This is a genomic window from Bradyrhizobium sp. WBOS08 (genome assembly GCF_024585125.1).
Lineage (GTDB): Bacteria > Pseudomonadota > Alphaproteobacteria > Rhizobiales > Xanthobacteraceae > Bradyrhizobium > Bradyrhizobium japonicum_B.
In genome coordinates, this window is the sequence record NZ_CP028988.1 from 6,141,713 (window position 1) to 6,163,108 (window position 21,396).

Sequence of the window (21,396 nt, forward strand, 5' to 3'; positions counted from 1 at the left end):
CTTTGCCACGGACTTGGTCGGATCTCGGGGTCGGATCCGCTTCCCTGCCACCTCAGCCCCTTTTGGTTTAGCCGCGATGCGCGTTGTCGCCGCCGTTCTGTTGCTCGTGTCCGCGCTCCACGCCGGCATCTGGGGAGTCTTGCGCGACAGGGAACCTGCGCCTGACTTCAAGGGCCTGTTGCCGAGCTTGTCCTATACGCCATTCGAACCGGGCCATGTCGTCGACCTCAACGTCGACCCCGACAAGATACGCGCGGACATGAAGAGGCTCTCGACCCTCACGCGAGCGATCCGCTCCTACACCGCGACGGAAGGCAGCGAGTTGGTGCCGCCGATCGCGGCCGAGTTCGGCCTCAAGGTCACCGTCGGCGCCTGGATCGACAAGGACAAGGATCGCAACGAGCGTGAGATCAAGGCCGCGATCGAGCTTGCCCGCAAGAACAGCAACGTCGTCGGCATCGTCGTCGGCAACGAGGTGATCTACCGCGGCGAGCAGAAGGTCGAAGACCTCATCGACATGATCAAGAAGGTGAAGGGCTCGGTGCGCGTGCCGGTCACCACCGGAGAGATCTGGAATATCTGGCGGGACAATCCCGACCTCGGCTCCAACGCCGATTTCATCGCCGCCCACGTGCTGCCCTATTGGGAAAACTTCCGTTCGGATCAGGCCGTCGACCAGGCCGTGGACCGCTACAACCTTCTGCGCAATCAGTTCCCGGGCAAGCGCATCGTAATCGCCGAGTTCGGCTGGCCGAGCGCAGGCTATAATTTGCGCAACGCCGATCCGGGTCCGTTCCAGCAGGCGCTGACCTTGCGCAACTTCGTCACCCGCGCCGATGCGCTCGGCATGGACTACAACATCGTCGAAGCCATCGATCAGCCCTGGAAGTTCTTCGAAGGCGGCGTCGGTCCGTACTGGGGCATCCTCAACGCCAGCCGCGAGCCGAAATTCGCCTGGACCGGTCCGGTCGAGAATCCCGATTATTGGAAGCTGATGGGCATCGCGCTGCTGGTCGGCATCCTCCTGTCGCTGCCGATCCTGCGGATCGAAAAGGCGACCGCCAAGCAGGCCTTCCTGCTGTCGGCGACCGCCAACGGCGTCGGCGCCTGGGCCGCGACCGTGTTCGCGTTCTGGAACGGCCACTACTTCCTGTTCGGCTCGGCCTTCGCGCTGACGCTCGGCATGATCCTGCTCGTTCCTCTCGTCCTCATTGCCATGGCGCGCATCGACGAGATCGCCGCGGTCGCCTTCGGTCGGCCGCCGCAGCGGCTGATCGCCAAGGACAAGCCGATCGAGAACGTGCCCGAAGGTTACTGCCCGAAGGTCTCGATCCACATCCCCGCTTATTTCGAGCCGGTCGACATGCTCAAGCAGACGCTGGATGCGCTGTCGCGGCTGAACTATCCGAACTACGAATGCGTCGTCATCATCAACAACACGCCGGACCCTGCGTTCTGGCAGCCGATCCAGGACCATTGCCGCGCGCTCGGTGAACGCTTCAAGTTCATCAACGCCGAGAAGGTGCAGGGCTTCAAGGCCGGCGCGCTACGCATCGCGATGGACCGCACCGCGGCCGACGCCGAGATCATCGGCATTCTCGATGCCGATTATGTCGTCGAGCCGGACTGGCTGAAGGACCTCGTCCCCGCCTTCGCCGATCCGCGCGTCGGCCTGGTGCAGGCGCCGCAGGAGCACCGCGACGGCGATCTGTCGATCATGCACTACATCATGAACGGCGAATATGCCGGCTTCTTCGACATCGGCATGGTCCAGCGCAACGAGGCCAACGCCATCATCGTGCACGGCACGATGTGCCTGATCCGCCGTTCTGCGATGGACATGGCCGGCGGCTGGTCGTCCGACACGATCTGCGAGGACAGCGATCTCGGCCTGGCGATCCAGGAGCTCGGCTGGACCACCCACTACACCAACACCCGCTATGGCGCGGGCCTGCTGCCGGACACCTACGAGGCCTTCAAGAAGCAGCGGCACCGCTGGGCCTATGGCGGCCTGCAGATCGTCAAGAAGCACTGGCGCCGCTTCCTGCCCGGCGCGAGCCGGCTGACCGCGGACCAGAAGCGCGAATACGGCCTCGGCTGGCTGAACTGGCTCGGCGCCGAGAGCCTCGGCGTCGTCGTGGCGCTGCTCAACCTCGTCTGGGTGCCGATCGTCGCCTTCGCCGACATCGCCATCCCCGACAAGATCCTGACGCTGCCGATCATCGGCGCCTTCATCGTCTCGCTGGTGCACTTCCTGTCGATGTACCGCGCCCGCGTCGCCATCAAGCCGGGCCAGATGCTGGGCGCCATGATCGCGGCAATGAGCGTGCAATGGACGGTGTCGCGTGCGGTGGCGCAGGGTCTGATCACCGAGCACATCGCCTTCGCCCGCACCTCCAAGGGCGGTCTCAGCCGCATGTCGATTGAGTTCCAGGCGTTCTGGGAGGCCGTGATCGGCACCCTGCTGCTGGTCGGCGCCGGCGTGCTGGTCGCCTCCAACAGCTTCAAGCAGATCACCGAGATCTACATCTTCGCGGGCGTCCTGGTGCTGCAGAGCCTGCCGTTCCTGGCCGCCGTCGCCATCGCCGTCCTCGAGCTCAGCCGTATCAATTCGTTCCAGTTCTGGCGCGACAGCGCGATCCGCACCGCCGAGCTGATCGGGCTGCGCCCGGTGGCGCTGCCCCCGGTGGCCGCGCCCCAGGCCGTGCCGACCGAAGTGCGGCGCGAGACGAACTGACAGACCCTCATGGTGAGGCGCCCGTCCAAGCGGGCGTCCGGACGATGCTCCGCATCGCCGGGCGAACCATGAAAGGCCGAGGTGGTCCAACAACCTGCCGCGCTTCGGCGTGGATGACGCCCGCCAATCAGGTTGAGATTCCTGCCTTAAGCTGAAGACTCCGCGAGCAAATCCCCGCCCCTGCCACGAGTTTCGGCAGCTACGCCCGCTATTGACCTCAGCGCCCCATCCCCCTACACAGCGCGGGCCGAAAGCATGATCCGGAAACAGCCGGTTTTTCCTCGCGACGCAAATCGCGCGTTGCGGCAAGACATGCTTCTCGAATGTCCGAACACGATGGCGATCTCTGACGAAGCCATCAGCGGCCATGGGAGCGCGTAGCTCAGCCGGTAGAGCACGTGACTTTTAATCACGGGGTCCTGGGTTCGAGCCCCAGCGCGCTCACCAATAAAATCAACGACTTGCGCAGCATTCTCGACTAGCTGGTTAGCTTGCGAGATTAGGTTTAGATCAGGTCGCGCCGGGCTTCTGATTTGATCTGACACGCCTGAAGATGTGCGCAACCGGAGCGCGTGCTGTCTCGAGGGCTTGCTAAGCGAGGAGGCATTTGCCACGTTGGAACAAGGCCCCCCTTTCGATTGTCGCACATGGATCAAGACAACAATGGCGCACAAGCGGCGCAGGCTTTGAGCACGATCATTGAGGTGCTCAGCCGCCTGGATGAGACTTCGCGCGCACGAGTACTAAAGTCAGTATCGACCTTCTTTCACACCGCTTTAGAAGATGGACCGTCTGCCGCTGGTTCTGCGCCGCGAAGTGAGCCATCAACTTCCCACTCGTCAGTCGTCGTTCACAGGCCGTCGTTTTCTCAAGATCTAGCTCCGACCCCGAAGCAGTTCCTTATGGAAAAACAGCCGCAGACGGATGTTGAGCGCATAGCTTGTCTGGCTTACTACCTCACGCATTACCGAGATACTCCCCATTTTCGCACTTTAGAGCTGGCCAAACTCAACACCGAAGCTGCTCAACCAAAGTTTTCAAATACGGCCTATGCGGCGACCAATGCGACGAGCGCCGGCTATCTTGTTGGCGCCTCAAAGAACACACGCCAGCTCAGCGGACCTGGCGAATTATTTGTAATGGCTCTACCCGATCGGGAAGCCGCGAAAGCGGCGATGAGTTCGGCCCGACGACGATCAGCACGACGGAAAAAATCCGAATGAACGACGGTGTCGCGGCGACCATGAAACGTGCGCCCGCGAAGCGCATCACGGTGTTCAATCACAAAGGGGGTGTAGGCAAAACTACCCTAACCTACAATATTGCTGCTCAGCTTGCTGAACTTGGAAAGAAAGTTCTTCTCGTTGACTCAGACCCTCAATGCAACCTTTCGGCTTACGTGATCGATGGTGAGGTTTTAGATGATCTCCTTGACCACTCCGACGACCCCGACGGTGAAACGGTCTGGACAGCGCTGAAGCCACTAGTAGATGCTTCTGGATCCTTTAGACCAATTCAGCCGATTGAACTATCTTCCAAGCTATTTTTGCTTCCGGGGGATATCCGGGTCTCGGACTTCGAAGAAGAGCTCAATGATTTCTGGCGCGAATGCCTGCAGCGCAAGAGGAAGGGCTTCGTTGGAACTGTTGCGTTGAGTGAGCTTGTGAACACTGTCTGCTTAGAGCACGATATTGATTTTGTATTTTACGACAGCGGACCGAACATAGGCCCCCTCAATCGCATCATCCTCCTCGACTGTGATTTTTTCATAGTCCCCGCCGCATGCGATCTGTTTTCGGTGCGCGCACTGAAAACTCTAGGCCGTTCGCTTCACGCATGGATCTCGCAGTGGCAGATCATCAGCGAGCTTGCACCTGCGGATATGTACATCCTCCCCGGAAGGCCAAAATTTCTTGGTTACCTCCCTCAGGGATTTAGCGTGTACCGAGACCGCGTTGTTCGAAATCAAAGCAAATATCTGTCTTTGCTGGAGACGAACATCCAAACAAATATTCTGTCACTCCTTCGAGAGTTCGACGTGGGAATTAAAGGTGCATCAGCAAAACTTGGCGACGTCAAAGATTTCGGTGCACTAGTCGCGGCCTCTCAGACCGAAGGCGTGCCCATTTATTCCGTTAGAGGAGCCGGCAATCCAGATCAGCGAGCGATTGCCAGGGCTGCATTCCGCGAGATCGCGGAGAAAATCATTAAACAGGCCGGATAGTCATGAAGGCGGCTGAGTCACTTAGTGAAGCGGAAGGTGCTCTCGTCGAAGAGTTGGCCGCGCATTATCTGGCCAACCAAAATCTTGTTTCGATGTTTATGAAATCCATGCTGGGTTACATTGATGAGTCGCGGGAGCTTAAGAAGTTCGCGCACTCGATCCGATCCCGCATGAAGGACCCCGATCATCTGCGGGACAAGCTCCAGCGAAAGATGATTGCGGCCAAACGAGACGGCAAGGACTTCGACATTAACAAAGACAATTTGTTCGTCCGCATCAACGATCTCGCCGGGATAAGAATACTGCATCTCCACACGACTCAGATCGAGCAGATCAATAAAGCCATCAAGGCCATTATTGATGAGCAAGGTATAGAGCTGAAAGAGGGACCGTCAGCTCGCACATGGGACGATGAGTACCGTTCATATTTTAAGGACGTTGGGATCGACACTCAAACTAGCGAGAACCTCTACACCAGTGTGCATTACGTCATCGCATCAAAGTCGAGGACGACCGTGACGTGCGAAATTCAAGTGCGTACGCTCATGGAGGAGGTGTGGGGAGAGGTCGATCACACGATCAACTATCCACATAAGACAACCAGCGTTCCTTGCCGCGAGCAGATCAGAGCACTTGCGCGGCAAACTTCCAGCGCCACGAGGCTCGTCGACGCCATCTTTGCGACGGTGGACGACATCGAGAAAAGCAAACGAGCTTAGCCGGAACCGACGAGCCCGGACGCAAAAGGTATTATAAAACCGCTTGCCAACGAGCCGAAGTAGGATATCCACAGCCGTTGTGTTGTGGAGCCGAGATATCCAAAGCCTAGATTTAGTACCCCTCTGGGATCCCATTGCTAGGTGTGGAAAACAGGTGCATAATTCTAAACCGATCTTTTGAAACGATTCGACCTGAAGTCTGCACTATGGCATACTTCTGGGTATGACGAACGTTCACCTCCTTAGCATGCCGTCGGACGACGCTGATCGACGCGCTCGCATCGAGAAGATCGCGCGTGGCATCGCGAACTCGACGTTCGAGGCGTTGTCGGAGGAAGATCGTCAGGACGTACTCGATCAACTCATTGAAATACTGCGGCCCATCCCCGCGCCTCGTGCTGGGGATGTGTTGGACGCCGTCGTCCGGCTCCTGCCGCGGAAAAAAGACTGGACTGTCCAAGCTCTTCGGGAGGGAGTTGCAGAGAAGGGAGTGAGCGCCAATCCGAAGGAGGTTTACAACGCCGTCGGATACTTGGTGCGAAAGGGCCATATGCGTCGCATCGGCTATGGGCGCTATGTGGTTGAAGGTGGGACTTTAGTTGTGGCGTCGGACGATTTTGGGGGCCCGACCGCGTCGCACGAGGATGCGTATCGCGTTGACGATTGAAACAGGCGGTCGCCGAAAAAGGGACCGCCTTTTCTATGCCCGGAGAACGACATATGACGCAGGACGAATATTACCGTGCGGCCCATCGGCTCGGCCTCAAACCGACCAAGGTCCCAAACGTGTGGGCCAACTCAACGGGGGATTTCTACAATGTCCCCGATCCGACTGCGATGACCGACGCTCAGCGTGCGGAGACGATTGAGATGCTCAAGAAGATCCTCGGGATCGGGACTGCTCCATAACCTTCTTCGCCAAGTCAGCAGGTATCGCAACCCATGGAAAAAATTCGGGATCAGCGTCTTGCGCTTTCGTGACGAGGACGGACTCGCCGCACGCTGCGTAAAGATCGGCGATGCTTTTCGAGACGGCATCGTCCAATTGGTCAATATTCGGTTCGGCAACTAGTAGGCCCTTGAGATCGGGACTCGTTGCATAGAAGAGACCCGCCTTCCCTTCCTCAACTTTTACGCGGACGATCTTGGCCTTCATCGACGTCATCGCGCTCATTGCTCCGCCTCTCTTCTGACGCTATTCTTGCTTGTTCCTGATTTGTTAATATTTTCTTAACGCGACGGGCCCCTGGCGTCTATCCACTTTCGCGCGAGTCAGATACCGATTTTGGCTCGTAGCTACGCCTAACCCCTTTGTAAATCGGCGTTCTTTTCATTTGTTCCTCGAATAAAGCCCGCCGTCTCTCTTGGGTGCCGGGGATGGCTAGAGAGACGACGGGCCTGCCTGGCGCGTCAGCGAAGGTCAACTCTGACCCCAGGCTCTGCACCGTTCTTTTGCTCGAGCGGACACCTGTGCAGTGGCCCGCTGCTGGCCTCTGGACGGATCGAAGGGAGGCCAGCACTATGCCCTCCCGAATGCAGCTAACGGGAGGGAAACTCGTTCATGCGACTGCCCTGTTTCGGTCGACTACGAGGCCGAGTATTGCCCTCGGATCGGCGGTCGGACGTCGATCGATCGTCTGTCCCTGTTCTTCGGCCAATGAGATCAGGGCCTCCTCCTCCGTCTCCCGTTCGTACAGCAGGTCTTTAATCTCTCTGAGCCGTTTGGCCTTCTGCTCTGCCGACAAGGCAAGTCTCGGCTTGGGCATTTGCTCAATGGCTTCGTCGATCCGTTTCAACAGCTTCTCCGGATAGAGAAACGCCATGATCGCAGCTATGTCGGGCATCGGAACTGATGCCCTTTCGTCGTAAACTTCAAAACTGATCGCAAACTCATTGTGCGTCGCGGTGATGCGCGGTCGTGCGGTCTGTGCATGCCGGGAAATCCAGTCGCGAGCCTTCGCGCGGATTTCCTCGATCGGGAGCCCGCACTGCTGAACCTGAAATCGTTCGGAAACAAGGTTCGCAATGTCACGTCGGACGCGGTCGACGGCTTCGACGAAGCTCTCGCCTCCCTTGGGACGAGCCTTGATCTTTTTTGCGTCCGACAAGACCGCGTTGGCCGGGAGCATTCCGAGGTATCGACGGATTGCCGCGTTCACATCGGAGCATGAACGATGTCGATCGATGTGCTCGTCTCTTCTCTCGCGGAGTAACGCAATCTCTTCCCGGACAGCATCGCCCGTGTCTGCGTCTGGATTGTTCATGATGATCCGTTCCAACTCGCCAATCCTGCGAACCGTAGATGAGATCAGCGTCTGTGCCTGCTGCTCTGCGTCCTCCAGCCGGAGGATTTTGAGCTGGGCTGCTTTTGGTAGTTTCGATCCTTCAGCCATATGACCCCTCCTGTTTAGGCCTACCGCGCCGGAACGCGGCAGGCTTGGTCCTAGCCCTTCCAGGCGTTCTCTAGACGTCGGTTTCTCTGCTCGATCGCGTCATCCACCGAGGCCAGCGGGATTTGCTTGCCCGTTGTTTCCTGCTGGTTGGGATGACGCCATGCATCCTCCATCCGGGAGCAACGGGCCTGATAGGCGGCGTCCAATTGCTCTTGGGTCGGGGGTGCGTCACCTTCCGTGTCACGCAGGGAGACGACGGATAGTGATGCTGGTGCGGCATCCATCAGGCGCATACCCACGACGAGCCTGTCGCCGTCCGCCATCACGCCATTGAGACGGTGAACGCGTTTGCCGTTCTTGTCGTAAAGAATGGAGTCCTTAGTCATCGTATGCCTCTTAAGCTTAGAATGTTGCTGAGCATCTGAGCACTTCTGCTCTGTCCGAGCTTGTCGGTGTCGATCGGTCCTCCGACCCAGCTCAAATCTGCGACGTACCGATATTTGCGGACGCCCATGGACGTGAGAACGCCAGCGACCGCGTTGGCCACGTCATCGTGGCCGTTCGGTGCGTGATCGATGCTGTCCTTGCCGGACCGAGCCGTTCGTCTCTCAAGCCCGCAAAGCTGATTGATCAGTCGTTGGTTATCGAGTAGATCGCACTTCTTGCTCATCATCAGGGGCAGGAACTCCCCATAGATGATGCTCTTGGGCTTGGCCGACGGTTCGTACGCGATAGCGTGCTCCAGGAATTGCTCACGGGGCCAATCGCCCGCGTACCGATCCCCTTGAACCTTGCTGATCCCGTACGACTTCAACAGGGCCGAGTATTGCTCGACGATCGTCTTGGGCGAAAACGGAGGCTTGGCCTCTCGGATGACATCGAGGACGGGTGTGCCCTTTTCCACGTGACCAATGGCCAAAGTGAAGGAGTCCGAGCCCGATCCACCCGCGGCGTCCGCAAATGCGTGGTACTTGAATTCCGGCAGATATGGTCGTTCACGCTCGTCTGAGGTGACAGCATCAACCGCTTCACGCGAAATGAAGGCTTCGACATCCGAGCGGAACTGAGCGCCGTATTCCGCAGCAGCTGAGACAGGATCGTCCTGATAGGCTTGAGCCAGAAATGCCGGATCAATCTCCGGGTTCATGACGTCGGTGGCAGCCTGCCAAGACAGGACGCGAGGGTCTTCCTTGCCATGATACTGCCGATGCATGTTGTACAATACGCCCTTCCGAGCCCAAGGACTGGAGGCCATCAACAGCATGCTCGATGGGATCGTTGCCATTCCGGGCTTTATCGCATCGATCACGTCCTTATCCGGGTTTGCACCCTCATCAGCCCAAAATGCTATTTCATCTGCGATACACGCTACGGTTGTGCGACCCCTCGCAGATCGAAAGGACGCAGTTGTAACTTCAATCGCGATAGAGTTGGATAGATCGAGGCCCCATTGCGTGTCCCGCTCGACCATCCGAGCGAGCATAGGAATTTTCTTGATGAACGCCCGGATGTATCGAATGATAATCTTCGCTTGATCGCGATCTGCTGCGAAGACTTGGACTATGCCGCGTTCTCCCGCATCCAGATACGGTCTATAATCGTTGAAGCAAGCTAGCCACGTCGCGATCAATGCAAGCGATCTGCTCTTCCCGCCTCTACGCCCTATGCAAAGAACGCATTCTCGCATCTGCTGCGTCGGAGCATCCTTGCGTCCCGTGCAAGCCCGATAAATCGCGAGTTCCTCTCCAGACATTGGCAAGCCGAACGCAGCCGCGATGAACGCGCGCCATCCGATCCATGATGCTGGATTTTTGAAGAAGGGCTTGAAGAGCTTTGGATCGGATATCGCGTCTAGGAGTGTGAGACGACTTGATCTTGGTTGAGGCTTGAGGCGTGGTGCGGGTCTGGCATCCAGACGTTCGCGCACCAGCCTCTGCTTCATTCAAGCCGTTCCCTGTGTGGACGCGAGCCCCCGCGTTCGGCATATGCGAGAGGATCGTCGTGCTCATCGTCATCCCGATCGGGGGACGCGTTGAACAAGCCAATCTTCTTCATCAGCCGAGATTGGGTGTTGCTGAGCCGCTGGTATTCGAGCCGTTCATCCAGCGTTGTGCTGCCGGTCTTGACGTACTCGGCTTCCGCGTCCTCGAGCACACATTGCAAAAACGCGATGCGCCGGATGTGATTGCGCGTTGTCTCGGAAATGGCGTCGGCTCCCCCGCAATCATCAGCATACCGATTGACGAGATCGACGAAGCGACGTCCGCGCGGAGAGCTCGCAGGTACGCGCTCAGCAAAGAGACGTCGACCGGATGAAACGGCCGATCGATTGCGTCTCACATTCTGCTTCAACGTCCCGTGCAAAGCCCTCGTCCCATGCTTGCGAATGCGCCTTTGCGCAGTCGCTGTTGCGGCATCGATTTTGGGCACGAAACGTAATCTCAGACCTGATCTCGTTGCAAGAGGAAAGCCCATATCGCCTATTTTACTGCGCGGGCGAAAGCCACAACGTGATAACGAGTCATGAGAACTGCGCTCACTCGTCTCAAATCGGCATCCGGACGGAACGCGCGGAACAAAAAAGATCAGGATACGAGCGCGGGTGCTCGTGCAAAATTGGACGTCATCTAGCAGCCCCGCTTGGCGTTCCGGCCTGATCGTCGGAAAGCCGTTCTCGCCTCCTCCGGCGTCTTGCAAGATCGTTTGGATCAATGAGAGCCAAGTCAGGCCGTTGGAGCAGCTTGAGGACTTCGCGCATGTCTTTCCTCACGTTCGAGATCGTGACGAGCGTAGCGATATAGCCGTCATTTTGCAGCCGCTCCTTTATCTGCGCAGGACTGATGACAGCATGATCAATCACCAGACGGCGGATAGCTTCTTTAAGATCGTTTGGATCGTCCTTCGCCCCTGCCGTTCTCTTTGTGGAGTGCTGTCCAAGCTGGCTTGGCTTTAGGGATCGATTGATGGGCTTGAATTTCGATCTCCTCAACTGGCCCTGCTCCATTCGCCGGCGTTGCCTGGCACCTTTGCCAGCAAAATCGTAAAGCCCTTCATCATCACGGCCGCCCATTTCCTTGAGTCCTTTATTTCGGTTTATACGAATTGTTTAGCTGTTTATCTCTCTAGTCCGCTAAACAGCTAAACGTTTAGAGAGAACTGTTTCCCCCCTTTAGGGGGGAACGGTCCCGTAACATCACGGCTCCGCTGAGCTATCCGGAGGAGGTTCGTTTAGGATTTGAGACACACGGCCCGGCGAGATACCGAGATTACGCGCGATTTCTGCTGGCTTCAGTCCTTCAGCCCTCAGTTCAAAGACTTGATCTCGCCTTGTCTTCGGCGTTTTCCCAAAGCTCCAAACAGCGCGCTTTGCCTCCGTGGAAAGCTGCAAGACGCGCGGAGCGGCTTCCGAACCGAAAAAGCCACGATGCTTTGTAAAATCGAGTTGGATGGTCGTGCAATCGTCGCCTTCAACATTGGGAATCGGGCTCAGCCCAATCATTGTGTCGAGGGTGTCTTCGCGCTTTGACGTACCTCTAGGCTTGTTGTTCCTGCCCTCATGATGGACAAAGATGATTGATCGCCCCTGACCGCGATGCCTGAGTGCCCAGTTTTGGATATTGATCCAAGATTCCGCAGTGTTCTCCTCGCCGCCGGATCGCTGAAGGGTGGACAGGGAATCCAAGATTATTAGGTCAATGCCGTTCTGCCAGATCATCGCATCCAGCTGATCCCGACCTTCCTGATCCCCCAGGTCGGGCATGGCCCGATTTCTCTGATGAAAGAGGTCGGGCGTAAGCAGCAACATATCGTCCTCATGACCGTCCCATTCAAAATAACGGAGTCTCGTTTGCAGAACAGAGGCCGGCAACTCTCCATCGACATACAGTACTCGGCCCTTCGCGTTGACCTTCCAGTCTAAGAAACGCTTGCCCGTTACGATTGCATGCGCAGCAGATAGGCAGAACCAGGTCTTCGCTCCACCTCGCGGCGCGTGCACCATCGCTAATCCGGCAGTCGGCAGCCAAGGATGCAGCATGCTCGGTCGCGGGGGAAATTCCATCCGCAAGAAATCTGCTGCGGAGATTGCGCCCACCATCTCGTATTGGCGGGCGTTCCTGAATTGCTGATTCAAAAGCACTAGATCGGCCCTGGGATCGCACAGTTCGTCGTTCCAATCGCGTTTCTCATTGCCGCGAGGAAATGGCATCGCTATTCGGACTTTTCGGCCCTCCGTCGAAAGTCGGCGCGCCAGCATGTTGGCAGCTTGGATGCCAACCCTTCCAGGATCGTTATCTGCAGCGATGATTACTTCAGAGGACGCAGGCGGATTAATCCGGCTAAGATTATTCGCGTTGCACGCGACGACAGCCTTCAACGACGAGATTTTCTCGGCCGACAAAGCTGTCTCTACACCTTCCGCAACCACGATCGGCTCGCGCCTGCTGTAGTTCTCATGCAGGCGAACTATGCCACCTCTCACCCGGCCATACGTGCGCTTAGGATCGTCGACATCCAGTTTTGAACGGCCCTTAGATGATAGCCAAGTTACGTGTGCCCCAGTCACCTCCTCTCCCACGCTGATCTCAAAAACCATTGCGGGAAATCTACGTCCTGTCAGCGCGTGGGATCGTCTAGCTGAAAGGAAAAGAGCTGTATCCGGTAAGGCAATGTTGCGAGTGCGCACGTAGTTCTGCAAAATCTGCAAGTGCTCCTCGCTTGCGTCAGTTACGCGGACACAAGCGTCTAAGATGGCGCGATAATGTACTTTCGGGTCCTCGGCTAATCGTTCCCTATGAATTCGGTCCGACGATGAGAATCCACGCTTCCCTACCAGCAGACCATCAGCTAACAATCGTTCCTGGACAGCTCCTTGCGAGCATCCTGCGTGACAGTGCCAGAGCAACTTGCCGTCTTTGACGGAAATCTGAAGGCTTGGCGTTGCATCGTCGTGGGCTGGACAGTGTACGAGGCCATTTTTCATAGGCCCATATTTTTCAACAATGCGACGCTCGCAGTCGATCGCGCTTCGCGAAGCATTACGCATTTGCACTTTCCTTGATGATAGCCTGGTGCAAAGCCGAACGCGGCTGTTCCAGCCTCGCTTATTGACCAGCCAGTTTCTGGATCTCTTCGAGCCGATAGAATACGCACCCTTTCGGGTGCAGCTTCCTGACAGTGAGAGGGCCGCCCTTTCGGTCTTCAAGCTGTCTGAGCGTGTCGATGTGACACCCCAATATGGCCGCTGCTTCTTTTCGAGAAACGAGCTTACGGAGCTCCGTGATCTCTTTGGTCCGATTTGGACCACGTCGAACAACGGTGCGAGTAGTTTGATCGGGCTTCGTCATGGCGTCCAATAGCTCCCGCAGCGCGCGCCCGTAGGGGCGCGACGATGGTGCGCTTTGTTCGAGGGATGAGAGCGTCCGGCAACGGCATCGCCGTTATCGGTGTGATCTTGTGATTGGCATAGTGATCGCGCTGTTCGCTGCGATCAATAGGGAAAATCGGCTATCACGTTGAATAACAAGGGAAAAACGATGCAGAGGCCGCGCCGATTTAGCGGCACCAGATTGAAATCCCGAGATTTTCTCGGATTCTCAGATTGGCGCGGAATATTTTTTGCGGAAATTATCGGCTAGGCGCGGTGCAGGGCCGTTCTGCTAGGCGCTAGGCACGCGGACAAGATGAGTGGCCGATGGCCGCTCCAGAACCCGCCAAACTAGCGCTAGGAGCGATTGGCTCGGACCAACGGGACGATGTTTGCAGCCCTTCCGTCCAGAACGCGTTCGATCAAAGCTGCCAGGCTTGTGAGGGCTTGGCCACGCTCCAAAAAGTAATCATGACGATCGTAGACACCCCGGACGCCTGGGATGGTATGCCCGAGGACACGCTCTGCAATGTCCGGACGGACTTTAGCTCGGGACATCAGCGAACGTGCAGTCCTTCGCAAATCGTGAAGCGTCCAACGGGGAATGTTTGGCAAGATTTCAGACATCGCCTTGTCCAGCGTGGCCTTACCGTCTCCAAATGCACTAAAGCTGCCATAATGCCTGCTCGGACCGACCCTGCTGGTCTTGAAAGTGGCCGGAAAAACAAACTCGTTCGTCCGCGTCTCCCGTTGAACATCGAGAATGGCTAGGGCCAGCTTAGGTAGCTTAAGACGGACGCCGTTGCCCTTTTCTCTTTCTTCGGTCGCAATCGTCCAGACATCTCCCGACAAATCGTCCCATCCCATCGTCGCAACCTTGATGCGTCGCTGACCGGTAAGCAGAAGCATCTTGACGAGGTTGCCAAATACGCCCTGCCCCTCGCATGCCATGAACAGCGCCCGGATTTCTTCATCAGTGAGGATACGATCCCGCGCACGCTCGGACGGGTTTTCGATACGCGCCATCCCCTCCCGAATCGGAGAGGAATACTCGTCGTGTCCCACAGCATATTTTGACATCATGCGACGCAACGTCGCTAGTGTAACGTCGGCCGCCCGCGGCCCCCGCATCTCCTCGATGTCATCAAGTAGGTTGGAGACATCCGAGCGCCTGATCGATTCGAACGGCCGTTTGCCCCAAACGGGATAGATTTTTTCGACCATCTTGCGGATTTGCGGCCCTGATCGTCTTTTGCCATCCACAAACCGCTTTAGATAACGTTCTGCGACAACCTCAAACGTCTCGGAACTCGCGGCGGAATTCTTCGCTCGTTCAGTCAGAATGGTCGTCCTGTTCGCTCGGAAATTGTCTGCTGCATCGCGCGCCGCCTTGAGGCTCATATGGAGGGACGAACCAGGTTGAAATTCTCCGAGCTTCTCGGTCCGCATGGTACCGCGCGACTTGTCATAGAAGGATACCAGCCAGGATTTCCGGCCTGAGCCATTGATCCGCAGGATCAGTCCCTGCTTCTTTTTATCGCGATAAGCGACCTGCTTCTCCCCAGGTCTGAGCTTGAGCTTCGCAATGCTGATTTCCGTGAAAAGTCGATGCCGATCCGCCTCGCCTGAACGGTCCCGTTTCGCGGACAACGAATTTTGCGGATCGAACATGAGCCCTCAGATTAGGTCCGAGATTAGGTTTGCTGGACGTCTGGACGATCACAGACGTTCTGCGGGGATCGATGGGATCGTAACCTAAGGGCTTGATATGGTGAAGGATTTAGTTCCGGCGATCATCGCCGATCATTGACTTTCGCAGATAAGCAACACGACTTTTAATCACGGGGTCCTGGGTTCGAGCCCCAGCGCGCTCACCACGCAAAATCAAGCACTTAGGCCAAAATGCCTAATGGCCAGAAGTCCCCGGGGCCACGCATGGGGGCCACTTGCTGCATTAATGCCGCGAACATCAAATTGCGGCATGTTCGTACAGAATCCACTATCTAGGACTATGATGACCGAGGACACGTTCAGGCTGCGATATGTTGGAGCCCGCTTTCAAAACGCGCGCTTGCCGGTCGACGTCTTGTCAGACCTGCCCGCCTTTCGTGATTTGCTCGTCGCATTCGCGAAAGACGAATGGCGAAATCTGAATTCAAAGCGCCAACGCGTTCCCAAGGGTTTCGATAAGAGCCTGACTTTCGATTTGGTGAACATTTCCGACGGAAGCGCAATTCCAGCACTGAACTGGAATCGTGAGGCTGCTCAGCACCTACTTCCCGGCTTCACTGACGAACTCCAATTGATCGTGCACTCATCGTATGACGACATTACTCGGCTCATCGACGACGCTGGGATGGAAAAGTACCCCAAATCACTTGCCTCTGAACACATCCGCGCGCTCAATCGATTAGGGACGGGCCTCCGTGACAACGAAAGAATTGAATTTCTCGGCACAAAAGGCAACGACGGCAATGTCGTCTATTTGGACACCACGCGCCGCAAACGTTTAATCACGCGCGTTCGAGAGACTTATCAGACTCGGTTTGAAAGTGTCGGCTCTCTTATTTCGAACTCGGTCGAAGGATTTGTCGTCGTCAGAACAGACGAACACGGTAATATCCAAATTCCAGTAGATACCGATCAGATTGTCGAGGAGTTCGACGGGAGCCTTGAGTCAGATGTTCAATTTGATTTGCAGGTCGAGCTAGACAACGAGGATCGTTTGAGGCGCGTTGTCTCGGTCTATGACATTGCCCTCATCGATGCGCAGATCGGAGCCGAGCTTGTGAAGCGCAGAAATAGACTAGCTGAACTCCGAACCTTTGAATCTGGATGGAACGACGGAGCGGGCGAGCCAATATCTTCATCCGCTCTCACAATGGCGGAGCGCTTTCTGTCTAAGCGTCCTTCGCTATGTGCTGCCTATAAGATATTCCCCACCGAAAATGGGGGTGTGCTGTTTGAGTTTGAAAATCGCGATTGGGACTTTTCTATTGAGTTTGCAGCGGACGGGACCATTGAGATGTATGGGCTTCGTCTTGACCAAGCCGACGTAATGGAGCCGCATCATTTTTCTCAAGAAGATGAATTTATGAAGGAATTCGATCTGCGCGTGGGGCGGCAATGAAAAAGCGGTTAACCAACGCACACGAAGTATTGTTTCGACAGATCCATCCGAAATTTATTGAGAACGGCGAACCATCGAGCGATCGGTTTAGGCCGTCTGCCCAAGATCAAAATATGCTGTCTCTTGATCGCTCTGCGCTGATTACCGCCTCAGAGGCACACGCGCAGTATGTTGCAACCGGCAAGCAATCAGCCGCCGTGTTTGGGGTATCTGTCGCTGAATTTGCTAAAGAATCGCTGACGTGCGTTGAAGATCCAATTCCAGTGAAAGAGACTACGCCGGCAAATCCGGCCCATTGCCTGGCAGATTATTCCCCTCACGCGCTCAAAGATCAAAAATTGATCGCGAAACGACTGAAGCGTGTTGCCATCGCGCGGGGCCGGCTTCACCCGCCCGAATAGTCACAACTGCGAATTGCGCCGGCCCGGCGAGATGGGACGCGTTCATTTGGCGCCAGTGCCGTCCGATAGCGTCTTTTCAATAAGTCAACTTTCATCGACAGGCTATCAAGCGAGGCACCGCCCGCATGCAACAGTTCGATCCACTAACGCTCCTTATGGGCGCAAACGGTGCATTGAAGTCCCGTTTTCATCTGCGATCTTCCGACGCGAATTGCGCCATGTGATCCTAAGGCGGTCCCGTAAAGTGAAAATTCGGCTTCATCGTAAGAATGCAAGGTATTGCAAGCAGTTGAAATTCAGACCTGTGATTGAATACCGCGAGCGCGAATGAAAGCGGTTAAAGCAAAGTGCTGCAAGGCCGGAGAAGTGGCGCGGATCGAAGTCAGTCCATCACTTTTCGACACTTGCCAAATTCAGTGTCCGATCGCTGACCGAGCGCGGAGACCGCCACAACTGTTAGATCTGCGGTAACGCCATCCCCTTCAATGGACCAGATTTGACCTATCTGATCGTCCCCTCCAACTACGAGCCGCAGCATCATGCTGGATCCTCTAGCTGCGCTCCAACGAGTAATGAGTTGAACTTTCGCCAGATTGCCGCATCTCCCGCTAGGCGTGCACTGACTCACCTTTCCACCGCGGCCGACGGCGTCGAGAGCAACAAAATATTCCTCGTCCTTTTTGTGGTCTTTCTTGTCCTCGAATAGGTTGTTGTTTCCCACTGCAATCGTGCGATCGAAGGTGCAGCGGTAGGTCTCGGCTGATCCTAGGCTTGCCGACCAGAGCAGAACGAAAAAGGCGACTGGCGCAATGCCCAAGCACTGTCGATTCATCTACATCCCCGGCCTTGATCACCAATCCTTATAAGGGAATTCGCCTGAAAACGCACACCCTCACAGCGCAAAATGCACGTGTGCGGAAAGTGTGCGTTCGGAGCTGAAGTAGGCGCCAAAACGCACAACCGGTGTGTGCGTCTCTCTACATTAACCTGAAGTAGACCCTTGCGCTCGGAGATTTTTTCCATATATTGGAAAATATCAAGGGAGTCACAGCATGGACGACACGCTCAGACACACGGAGCAGATCATTATGCTCGCCATTCTGCGCAAGCACCCAAACGCCTACGGCGTTTCAATCTTCGACGAACTGTCCGAAAGAGCAGGTCTCGAACCTGCACTTGCCACGATCTATGCCACCCTTGAGAAGTTAGAAAAGAGAGGCTTTGTCAAAAGTCGCCAGGGACCGGCTACGGCCGAACGCGGCGGGCGGGCCAAGCAGTTCTACGAGCTGACGGGGCGCGGACAGAAGGCGCTCAGCGCTTCCCTACGCGCGCTGGATCAATTGCGCGGCAATCTCCTGCCGGTGGGAGGGCTGGCATGACAGACGTGCGAATCAAATATATCGGAACTGGGAAAACCGGCACCATCGCCCTTGTTGAGCTGGACGGCCACGAACTGCAATTAAGGGTCGATGGCCACCTTACCCCCGACAATGCTGAGAAGTTCGTGGCTATGGAAGCAGCCGCCCTTGCTCACGATCTTGGTCACAAGGACATCAAGGCAGAGAACATATTGAGGCCGCACTATTTTGAGAAGTATGCGGACTTTGTCGCCTCGCAACTGGATGACGCCACGGCGTTATCACCACCTCGTTTCGCCGAGTTCTTGTTCTCGCTCTTAGCATCGAAAACGACTGTCGATGCCGAGCTTGGCGATATGCAGGAGTTGTTCGAACGCAGACTTAAGGCGCACGGTAAGGCCCGCGCGCGCATGCTCTATTGGTCTCAGGTTCTACGCGCCATTAGTCCCGGCGTTTGGCGCTTCGTGCGCAAGTGGGGCCTGATCGGATTCCTTATCGACTACGGCCGTTCCAAATTGGGGTTGTAATCACGCGGGCATCGGGATCGGCGCGTGAGCGCCGCCGCCCGCCCTATGTCGATCGCCTTCAACTCCCGATCGCCCGTGGGCGTGGTTCGCCCAAGCCCCAGCCTTTCGACCACGAGCTTTTACTTGAGCAGCCGTTTCAGCACGCTCGCCACATGACGCCAATTTCCGATAGACTCCAGTAGTCCCCCCGAGATGAACTCCCCGCAGCATCCGCCTATCGTGCCCTACCCCTCCAGGCACTTTGGCGATGATCTGCGCAGCGAAAGACAGTCCGCCGGTTCTGATCTGCTCCAAGTGCAGACGGCCGATGACGTTCTTGGCCACGCTCCCGGCCATTCTCACGCTTCCTGCAGTGCATGCCTACCAGTGCCGTCCCTGCCTGCGGGTGGATACCATACCGCTCGCCTAGGCTCTGCAGACCAGCGCCGGGGTCCGCAGCCACGACAGGCTAACTCGGCGCCGTTCCGGCCTACCCGGCATGATCCGATCGGCCACACGGCCACCAGGTCGGCAGGAACAAAGGCCCCTATCCTGGCTTAAAATCTCGCTGGCCCGCCGGCCGAGCTGGCGGCGGCCCTAACTCGCCGGGGCCGCGTATTCTGCGCATGGGTCCTCAGGTCGTGGACGAAGAGCGCGACTGGAGGATGATTTTGCGGGTTCTTGTAGCCGAAGACGAAGACCTGATCCGGGACGTGGTGGTCGACATCCTGGAGACGCATGGCCACGAGGTCATGGAAGCCGACAGCGGCGAGCGCGCGCTTCAGCTCTGCGCCGAAGTCGCACCTGATCTGTTGTTCACCGACATCAAGCTGGCAGGTTCGCTGACGGGCTGGGACGTTGCCATCCAATGCAGGCAATCCAATCCGCGCATGCCGGTGATCTACGCCACCGGCTACACGCACGACGCTCCAAGACCGGTGTCAGGCAGCATCATGCTGCAGAAGCCGTTCAGACTTGAACGCCTCTTGGAAGCGATGACGTCGCTCGCGGGCAAGTAACTCGCGGAACGATCGCCCTGTCGCAGCAATTTCTATCCTCGGAGTAGGAGTTGCGTATGCGTCAATCACCCTCGATCGTCCCGCTGGATCGCCTGGATCGCGAGATTTACCTCGTCCTGGAGGACTTCGGCGCGCGTGCCGGTTGCGCCTGGCGAGAGACGGACGAGCAGGATACCGACCGCGAAACGGTGCTGCGGGACTTGCTCTCCGGGCAATACGCCTACCCCCTCAAGATCGTCACCTTCAACGCCATCGAGGGCTGGTCGCGCGACGCCACCGAAGACATCGCCAACGCCCTGGCCGATCGCGCGGTCCAGGACGGCATCGACTTATCGCCTGCGCTCGAGGCTTTCATCCGGGCCAATTCGTCACGCCCATTCGGCCTTCAACTGGCCCTCCCCTTGCGCGGGGCCGCCTGACGCGATGCGGGAGAACGAAGGCTTGCCGCAACTTGAGCCAAAAACCCGCTGACAACCCCCTCAAAACGTGTACGCTTCCCCCAAAATCGGAGGAGCGGCATGTTTGAAATCAACGGTTTCGACACGGCGGGTATCGTCAGCCTGAAGCGGCCTTCACTTGCCGCCGCCCTCAAGAAGGCCAGGGAGTTGGTCGAGGACGGCTGCTGGGACGTACAGGTGGTCGATCCCAACGGCCGGGTCTACACCTCGTTCGAGGAGCAAGCTGCCTAGCTCGACGTGCTTCAGCTTTCCGGCGTCGCGGCCGGCGCGCTCAGCGGCGCGCCGCCAACCGAGACCGGCCCCACGGGCCCCAGAGGTCCGACAGGCTTGGGCTCCCGAACCATCCGCTTGCGCATCGCGGGGGACAATCCATAGCGCGCATTCGCTCTTCGGACGGACGAGGTGACGTCCGACATCGCCGAATTTTGCAGCGAGTCGATCTTCGCGATCAGCGTCGACAGCTGCGATGAGATCTTCTTCACGTCGACCCGCTCGTCCGTGATGCTCTGTCGCAGCGACAGTAGCAGCATCGAATCCTGCTGCAGCAGAACCGAGTTCTGGTCCGCGGCCTGATTGTTCTGCTGCAGCAACGCGGTGTGTTGCAGCTGGGCCGCCTGAATCTCCTTCAGGGCAGCGACGACCGGATCCGGCTTTGGCGCGGAGGCGTCCTGGCGCGGCAACAGCTCAGCCAGGCTGCCGAGGTTCAGCGCCGAAAAATCAGCCGGCGACGTATAGATGGCCGCCGCGCCGTTGATGGCCAGCGCGCATAGCGAAAAGGCCAGGATCGATTTGCGGCTCGATCGCTTGACGGGTTCCGAAGCTACGGGCGTTTCGGGTTCATGCGATGACGCGGCGTCGGCCAGGGCGACGGCGTCGAGCTCTTCGGCAAAGCCTGCCGTTTCGAATGTCGTGGTCACGTGCATGGACCCCAATGAGCGAGCAACAGGAAGCCGCTCCTGGAAACGCCCTCACGACGAGTCCCTTGTACGCAGCACCCTTACACAACTGCCTAAAATTGTGAGCATTTCGGATTAATTCCACGTTAGCGGCGCAGGCGGCGGGCGGGCCCAACGCCTCCGTTCGAGT

Annotated in this window: 22 protein-coding genes and 1 tRNA gene; 14 read left to right on the forward strand and 9 right to left on the reverse strand. The window is 57.2% G+C overall.

Going from position 1 to position 21,396, the window contains the following annotated elements:
• Positions 1 to 76 precede the first annotated feature (76 nt).
• From DCM80_RS28915 to DCM80_RS28940, 6 genes are all read left to right on the forward strand, one after another.
• On the forward strand, positions 77 to 2,737 hold the full coding sequence (locus DCM80_RS28915) for a glycosyltransferase (RefSeq protein ID WP_257194808.1): 2,661 nt from the start codon (positions 77 to 79) through the stop codon (positions 2,735 to 2,737).
• Between the two features lie 371 nt (positions 2,738 to 3,108).
• Positions 3,109 to 3,184: transfer RNA gene (locus tag DCM80_RS28920), tRNA-Lys, on the forward strand.
• Between the two features lie 200 nt (positions 3,185 to 3,384).
• Positions 3,385 to 3,960, forward strand: a complete 576-nt coding sequence (locus tag DCM80_RS28925; RefSeq protein WP_257194809.1) for a hypothetical protein — start codon at positions 3,385 to 3,387, stop codon at positions 3,958 to 3,960.
• Complete coding sequence (locus DCM80_RS28930; protein ID WP_274069677.1) at positions 3,957 to 4,961, forward strand: ParA family protein; 1,005 nt, start codon at positions 3,957 to 3,959, stop codon at positions 4,959 to 4,961. Before DCM80_RS28925 ends, DCM80_RS28930 begins: the two co-directional genes overlap by 4 nt.
• Before the next feature lie 2 nt (positions 4,962 to 4,963).
• The gene (locus DCM80_RS28935; RefSeq protein WP_257194810.1) at positions 4,964 to 5,680 is read left to right on the forward strand and encodes a RelA/SpoT domain-containing protein; all 717 of its coding nucleotides are present in this window, start codon (positions 4,964 to 4,966) and stop codon (positions 5,678 to 5,680) included.
• Between the two features lie 223 nt (positions 5,681 to 5,903).
• Positions 5,904 to 6,347 (forward strand): hypothetical protein, encoded by a 444-nt coding sequence (locus tag DCM80_RS28940; protein ID WP_257194811.1) that lies wholly within the window; start codon positions 5,904 to 5,906, stop codon positions 6,345 to 6,347.
• Between the two features lie 207 nt (positions 6,348 to 6,554).
• Here the strand turns inward: DCM80_RS28940 and DCM80_RS28945 are convergent, their stop codons facing one another.
• The 4 genes from DCM80_RS28945 to DCM80_RS28960 form a co-directional block, all read right to left on the reverse strand.
• Positions 6,555 to 6,854, reverse strand: a complete 300-nt coding sequence (locus tag DCM80_RS28945) for a hypothetical protein (RefSeq protein WP_257194812.1) — start codon at positions 6,852 to 6,854, stop codon at positions 6,555 to 6,557.
• A gap of 385 nt (positions 6,855 to 7,239) precedes the next feature.
• Positions 7,240 to 8,073: a hypothetical protein gene (locus DCM80_RS28950; RefSeq protein ID WP_257194813.1), complete on the reverse strand. Its 834-nt coding sequence runs from the start codon at positions 8,071 to 8,073 to the stop codon at positions 7,240 to 7,242.
• 50 nt (positions 8,074 to 8,123) lie between these two features.
• Positions 8,124 to 8,459, reverse strand: a complete 336-nt coding sequence (locus DCM80_RS28955; RefSeq protein WP_257194814.1) for a hypothetical protein — start codon at positions 8,457 to 8,459, stop codon at positions 8,124 to 8,126.
• Positions 8,456 to 10,015 (reverse strand): hypothetical protein, encoded by a 1,560-nt coding sequence (locus DCM80_RS28960; protein ID WP_257194815.1) that lies wholly within the window; start codon positions 10,013 to 10,015, stop codon positions 8,456 to 8,458. Before DCM80_RS28960 ends, DCM80_RS28955 begins: the two co-directional genes overlap by 4 nt.
• A gap of 59 nt (positions 10,016 to 10,074) precedes the next feature.
• On the opposite strand from DCM80_RS28960, the gene DCM80_RS28965 reads away from it, so the two are divergent.
• Positions 10,075 to 10,389 carry a hypothetical protein gene (locus DCM80_RS28965; protein WP_257194816.1) on the forward strand — a complete coding sequence of 105 codons (315 nt, stop codon included), beginning with the start codon at positions 10,075 to 10,077 and terminating at the stop codon, positions 10,387 to 10,389.
• Positions 10,390 to 10,696: 307 nt separating this feature from the next.
• Here DCM80_RS28965 and DCM80_RS28970 read toward each other — a convergent pair whose 3' ends face one another.
• The 3 genes from DCM80_RS28970 to DCM80_RS28980 all read right to left on the reverse strand — a co-directional run bounded on the left by DCM80_RS28970 (position 10,697) and on the right by DCM80_RS28980 (position 15,109).
• Positions 10,697 to 11,143, reverse strand: coding sequence for a hypothetical protein (locus DCM80_RS28970; RefSeq protein ID WP_257194817.1), 447 nt, complete (start codon positions 11,141 to 11,143; stop codon positions 10,697 to 10,699).
• 123 nt (positions 11,144 to 11,266) lie between these two features.
• Positions 11,267 to 13,117, reverse strand: a complete 1,851-nt coding sequence (locus DCM80_RS28975) for an AAA family ATPase (RefSeq protein ID WP_257194818.1) — start codon at positions 13,115 to 13,117, stop codon at positions 11,267 to 11,269.
• Between the two features lie 678 nt (positions 13,118 to 13,795).
• Entirely contained in the window at positions 13,796 to 15,109 is a 1,314-nt protein-coding gene (locus tag DCM80_RS28980) for an integrase arm-type DNA-binding domain-containing protein (RefSeq protein WP_257194819.1), read from the reverse strand.
• A 343-nt stretch (positions 15,110 to 15,452) separates the two neighbouring features.
• Here DCM80_RS28980 and DCM80_RS28985 point away from each other — a divergent pair, with 343 nt between their 5' ends.
• Positions 15,453 to 16,568, forward strand: a complete 1,116-nt coding sequence (locus tag DCM80_RS28985) for a hypothetical protein (protein WP_257194820.1) — start codon at positions 15,453 to 15,455, stop codon at positions 16,566 to 16,568.
• Positions 16,565 to 16,969 (forward strand): hypothetical protein, encoded by a 405-nt coding sequence (locus DCM80_RS28990; RefSeq protein ID WP_257194821.1) that lies wholly within the window; start codon positions 16,565 to 16,567, stop codon positions 16,967 to 16,969. Before DCM80_RS28985 ends, DCM80_RS28990 begins: the two co-directional genes overlap by 4 nt.
• Positions 16,970 to 17,351: 382 nt before the next feature.
• Here DCM80_RS28990 and DCM80_RS28995 read toward each other — a convergent pair whose 3' ends face one another.
• Positions 17,352 to 17,801 (reverse strand): hypothetical protein, encoded by a 450-nt coding sequence (locus tag DCM80_RS28995; RefSeq protein ID WP_257194822.1) that lies wholly within the window; start codon positions 17,799 to 17,801, stop codon positions 17,352 to 17,354.
• A gap of 220 nt (positions 17,802 to 18,021) precedes the next feature.
• Between DCM80_RS28995 and DCM80_RS29000 the strand changes: the two genes are divergently transcribed.
• The 5 genes from DCM80_RS29000 to DCM80_RS29020 all read left to right on the forward strand — a co-directional run bounded on the left by DCM80_RS29000 (position 18,022) and on the right by DCM80_RS29020 (position 20,541).
• Positions 18,022 to 18,348 carry a PadR family transcriptional regulator gene (locus DCM80_RS29000; RefSeq protein WP_257194823.1) on the forward strand — a complete coding sequence of 109 codons (327 nt, stop codon included), beginning with the start codon at positions 18,022 to 18,024 and terminating at the stop codon, positions 18,346 to 18,348.
• Positions 18,345 to 18,854, forward strand: a complete 510-nt coding sequence (locus DCM80_RS29005; RefSeq protein WP_257194824.1) for a permease prefix domain 2-containing transporter — start codon at positions 18,345 to 18,347, stop codon at positions 18,852 to 18,854. Before DCM80_RS29000 ends, DCM80_RS29005 begins: the two co-directional genes overlap by 4 nt.
• A 620-nt stretch (positions 18,855 to 19,474) precedes the next feature.
• Positions 19,475 to 19,852 carry a response regulator gene (locus DCM80_RS29010; RefSeq protein ID WP_257194825.1) on the forward strand — a complete coding sequence of 126 codons (378 nt, stop codon included), beginning with the start codon at positions 19,475 to 19,477 and terminating at the stop codon, positions 19,850 to 19,852.
• Between the two features lie 56 nt (positions 19,853 to 19,908).
• Complete coding sequence (locus tag DCM80_RS29015; RefSeq protein ID WP_257198083.1) at positions 19,909 to 20,271, forward strand: hypothetical protein; 363 nt, start codon at positions 19,909 to 19,911, stop codon at positions 20,269 to 20,271.
• Between the two features lie 99 nt (positions 20,272 to 20,370).
• Positions 20,371 to 20,541: a hypothetical protein gene (locus DCM80_RS29020; protein WP_174718691.1), complete on the forward strand. Its 171-nt coding sequence runs from the start codon at positions 20,371 to 20,373 to the stop codon at positions 20,539 to 20,541.
• An 11-nt stretch (positions 20,542 to 20,552) separates the two neighbouring features.
• Here the strand turns inward: DCM80_RS29020 and DCM80_RS29025 are convergent, their stop codons facing one another.
• Positions 20,553 to 21,233, reverse strand: coding sequence for a hypothetical protein (locus DCM80_RS29025; RefSeq protein ID WP_257194826.1), 681 nt, complete (start codon positions 21,231 to 21,233; stop codon positions 20,553 to 20,555).
• Positions 21,234 to 21,396 lie beyond the last annotated feature (163 nt).

What these genes read in the sequence shown, in the direction of transcription:
- DCM80_RS28915 (WP_257194808.1), top strand. Translation starts at nt 77, where the DNA reads ATGCGCGTTGTCGCCGCCGTTCTGTTGCTCGTGTCCGCGCTCCACGCC.
- DCM80_RS28925 (WP_257194809.1), top strand. Translation starts at nt 3,385, where the DNA reads ATGGATCAAGACAACAATGGCGCACAAGCGGCGCAGGCTTTGAGCACG.
- DCM80_RS28930 (WP_274069677.1), top strand. Translation starts at nt 3,957, where the DNA reads ATGAACGACGGTGTCGCGGCGACCATGAAACGTGCGCCCGCGAAGCGC.
- DCM80_RS28935 (WP_257194810.1), top strand. Translation starts at nt 4,964, where the DNA reads ATGAAGGCGGCTGAGTCACTTAGTGAAGCGGAAGGTGCTCTCGTCGAA.
- DCM80_RS28940 (WP_257194811.1), top strand. Translation starts at nt 5,904, where the DNA reads ATGACGAACGTTCACCTCCTTAGCATGCCGTCGGACGACGCTGATCGA.
- DCM80_RS28945 (WP_257194812.1), bottom strand. Translation starts at nt 6,854, where the DNA reads ATGAGCGCGATGACGTCGATGAAGGCCAAGATCGTCCGCGTAAAAGTT.
- DCM80_RS28950 (WP_257194813.1), bottom strand. Translation starts at nt 8,073, where the DNA reads ATGGCTGAAGGATCGAAACTACCAAAAGCAGCCCAGCTCAAAATCCTC.
- DCM80_RS28955 (WP_257194814.1), bottom strand. Translation starts at nt 8,459, where the DNA reads ATGACTAAGGACTCCATTCTTTACGACAAGAACGGCAAACGCGTTCAC.
- DCM80_RS28960 (WP_257194815.1), bottom strand. Translation starts at nt 10,015, where the DNA reads ATGAAGCAGAGGCTGGTGCGCGAACGTCTGGATGCCAGACCCGCACCA.
- DCM80_RS28970 (WP_257194817.1), bottom strand. Translation starts at nt 11,143, where the DNA reads ATGGGCGGCCGTGATGATGAAGGGCTTTACGATTTTGCTGGCAAAGGT.
- DCM80_RS28975 (WP_257194818.1), bottom strand. Translation starts at nt 13,117, where the DNA reads ATGCGTAATGCTTCGCGAAGCGCGATCGACTGCGAGCGTCGCATTGTT.
- DCM80_RS28980 (WP_257194819.1), bottom strand. Translation starts at nt 15,109, where the DNA reads ATGTTCGATCCGCAAAATTCGTTGTCCGCGAAACGGGACCGTTCAGGC.
- DCM80_RS28985 (WP_257194820.1), top strand. Translation starts at nt 15,453, where the DNA reads ATGACCGAGGACACGTTCAGGCTGCGATATGTTGGAGCCCGCTTTCAA.
- DCM80_RS28990 (WP_257194821.1), top strand. Translation starts at nt 16,565, where the DNA reads ATGAAAAAGCGGTTAACCAACGCACACGAAGTATTGTTTCGACAGATC.
- DCM80_RS28995 (WP_257194822.1), bottom strand. Translation starts at nt 17,801, where the DNA reads ATGAATCGACAGTGCTTGGGCATTGCGCCAGTCGCCTTTTTCGTTCTG.
- DCM80_RS29000 (WP_257194823.1), top strand. Translation starts at nt 18,022, where the DNA reads ATGGACGACACGCTCAGACACACGGAGCAGATCATTATGCTCGCCATT.
- DCM80_RS29005 (WP_257194824.1), top strand. Translation starts at nt 18,345, where the DNA reads ATGACAGACGTGCGAATCAAATATATCGGAACTGGGAAAACCGGCACC.
- DCM80_RS29015 (WP_257198083.1), top strand. Translation starts at nt 19,909, where the DNA reads ATGCGTCAATCACCCTCGATCGTCCCGCTGGATCGCCTGGATCGCGAG.
- DCM80_RS29020 (WP_174718691.1), top strand. Translation starts at nt 20,371, where the DNA reads ATGTTTGAAATCAACGGTTTCGACACGGCGGGTATCGTCAGCCTGAAG.
- DCM80_RS29025 (WP_257194826.1), bottom strand. Translation starts at nt 21,233, where the DNA reads ATGCACGTGACCACGACATTCGAAACGGCAGGCTTTGCCGAAGAGCTC.